The sequence below is a fragment of the Microcystis sp. M53598_WE2 genome, from assembly GCF_030067735.1.
GTDB lineage: Bacteria > Cyanobacteriota > Cyanobacteriia > Cyanobacteriales > Microcystaceae > Microcystis > Microcystis aeruginosa.
Genome location: NZ_JASJFE010000944.1, coordinates 1 through 2233, shown reverse-complemented (window position 1 = coordinate 2233; position 2233 = coordinate 1). Strand labels below are relative to the sequence as shown.

General features: G+C 39.2%; 1 protein-coding gene and 1 pseudogene. Both read right to left on the bottom strand.

Annotated features, from left to right (window positions below; all coding sequences use genetic code 11):
• Window positions 1–220: 220 nt before the first annotated feature.
• On the bottom strand, window positions 221–1405 hold the full coding sequence (locus tag PX636_RS19255; RefSeq protein ID WP_288118341.1) for an ATP-grasp domain-containing protein: 1185 nt from the start codon (window positions 1403–1405) through the stop codon (window positions 221–223).
• A 60-nt stretch (window positions 1406–1465) separates the two neighbouring features.
• Window positions 1466–2233, bottom strand: a pseudogene (locus tag PX636_RS19250) (hypothetical protein); the annotation flags it as partial.

The window sequence follows — 2233 nt, the reverse complement described above, 5'->3', positions numbered from 1 at the left end:
TTTACCGATTTTGAGGTAGTCAGTTACCTAATTTTCAGGGAAAAAGTCCAGGAATTTTACCCCCGATCCCTCCAATGGTCGGCACTTTTTGAGGTAAAAAAAGTCTAAAAGCCTTATCCAACAAAGTTTTTAGATTTATTCAGCAAGCCCTATTATAGTCTTTGAGTAAAAAATGCAAATTATAGCCGTGCAAATTATAACTGATCACTGATCACTGATTCTAGGCTAATTTAATTGCTGCAGTGACCACCTCTTCTAAAGACTCTAACCAATGAAAGTTAACATCAGCTAAACTCCGGCTGAGATCGATCGCTTTGCTGTCAGCTAGGACGCGAAAAATTATTTGTGGTACGGTGGGATTGGGAAAAGGTCTGGGTTCCAAGGTTTGTCTTTCCTGTCGGGTAGCCCGGATCGTTCTTTCGCCGCTGCCCCGGCCGGGTGATAATGGGCTATAACTGCGGTAGTAATTGCTAATACTCTCGATCGCTTTTTGGCCAAAGTCGGGATAACTGACAATATCAACGATAACCACTTTTAAATCAGGCAATAGTTGGAATTGTTGCAGACCGGCCTCTATTTGCTCGTTTAATTGCTCTAATTCTAGTCTTTCCTCCAGTATAAGCCATGCCGCCAGTTTTGCCCCCTGGCCAGCTAAGACATCCCAGATACTGGACATCAAACCCTGGCCATTACTGATCATCGCTATTCGGCCAGTTTGATCAATTATCGACCAAGGGGATTGTAATTGGGGTGGGGTCAAAGCGAGCAGATCGAGATGTCTAGCTAAAGCGGCATCATTAACACTTATTTTGCCATCTAGGGCCATCACTTCCCCAGTTTCGTTGATACCGAGGGGATTAATCTCGATAATATCGAGATCTTTGCTGACAAAGAGACTATACATTTTTTCGAGAATTTGACTGATAGACTCGATCAAAGACCCTCTTAAACCCATAGATACGGCTAATTGCCGACAGAGATAGGGGGAAAATCTCTCTTCAATGACCACTTTTTGCATGGTTGCCAGTAAACTGTCCACATCCATCCCCCCTTGACTCGCACCCAGTAAAACTGGTCTTTGCAGATGATAATCGAGTAAAATGGCTAAAAATATCTCCTGTTGCGGATTATACCTGGCTTCTGCTAGGATTACCTCTGGATATTCTCCGGCGATCGGTAAATGAAAGATAGCATGGGCAGCAGCGATCGCATCGATGGTATTAGCGACAAATTTCACCCCTCCTGCTTTTCCTCGTCCTCCCGTGCGTACCTGGGACTTCAGCACGATAGGATAGGGAATGTTTAATCTTTTTAGTCCCCCCGGTTCGTGGATTGGTTGGGAAGGTAAAATGGGGATACCTACCTGAGCAAATATTTCCTTGGCTTGGTATTCGAGTAAATCCATAATTGATTAGTTGATAAAGTGGCAATTCTCTCTTTGCTCGTTTCGGTAGCTTGGGGACTATTAACTATCATAAGTTTGTGCAGTACCACAATGATAACAATAAGGTAAATTTTTATAAGTTAACTCATGGCAATGATGACATTCTACATATTGATAATAACCGCAATGGGGACAATGAGCATCTTGATTTTTAATCGTTTTAGCGCAGTTAATACATTGTGATTTTTGTACTCGTTTTGCTGCTTGAGACTTGGTATTAAAAACAAACTTTTGCAAAAATTTAATAATAGCAAAACCGAACAAAGGGATTAACAGAATATAAACATATTGAACTAAAAATACTAAACCTCCAAAGATAGCACCGATAATATCAAAAATGAATTGTGTAATAATACCAATTTGCAAAAATTCAAAAGCTTTGAAAATTAAAGGAATGAAGAAAATAACTAATAAATGCCAACTAATTAACGCTATTAAACCATAGCCGCGACTTTGGGCATACTGATTCACTAATAACGCAACAATTATTAATGGTGCTAAAAATAAAACTTGAAAACCTAATTGAATGCTAGGATACCAAAAAGTCGCATTTTTATAACCAGCTTCCACATCATTAAATTTACTTTCATTTCTCATGAAAGCAAGTAAATTTTGACTCGATGGTTTTTGTAGTAGTTCATTTTTTAGCTTAACAATTTCTTCTTTGATTTTTGATATTTTTTTATTATTTTCCTCTAGTTTCTGTTTTGCCTCTTCCGCTTTTACCCGGTTTATCGAATTGTTGGCAGACTGTCCGGCAATTTTCTCTAATAGGGTAGAATCATATTG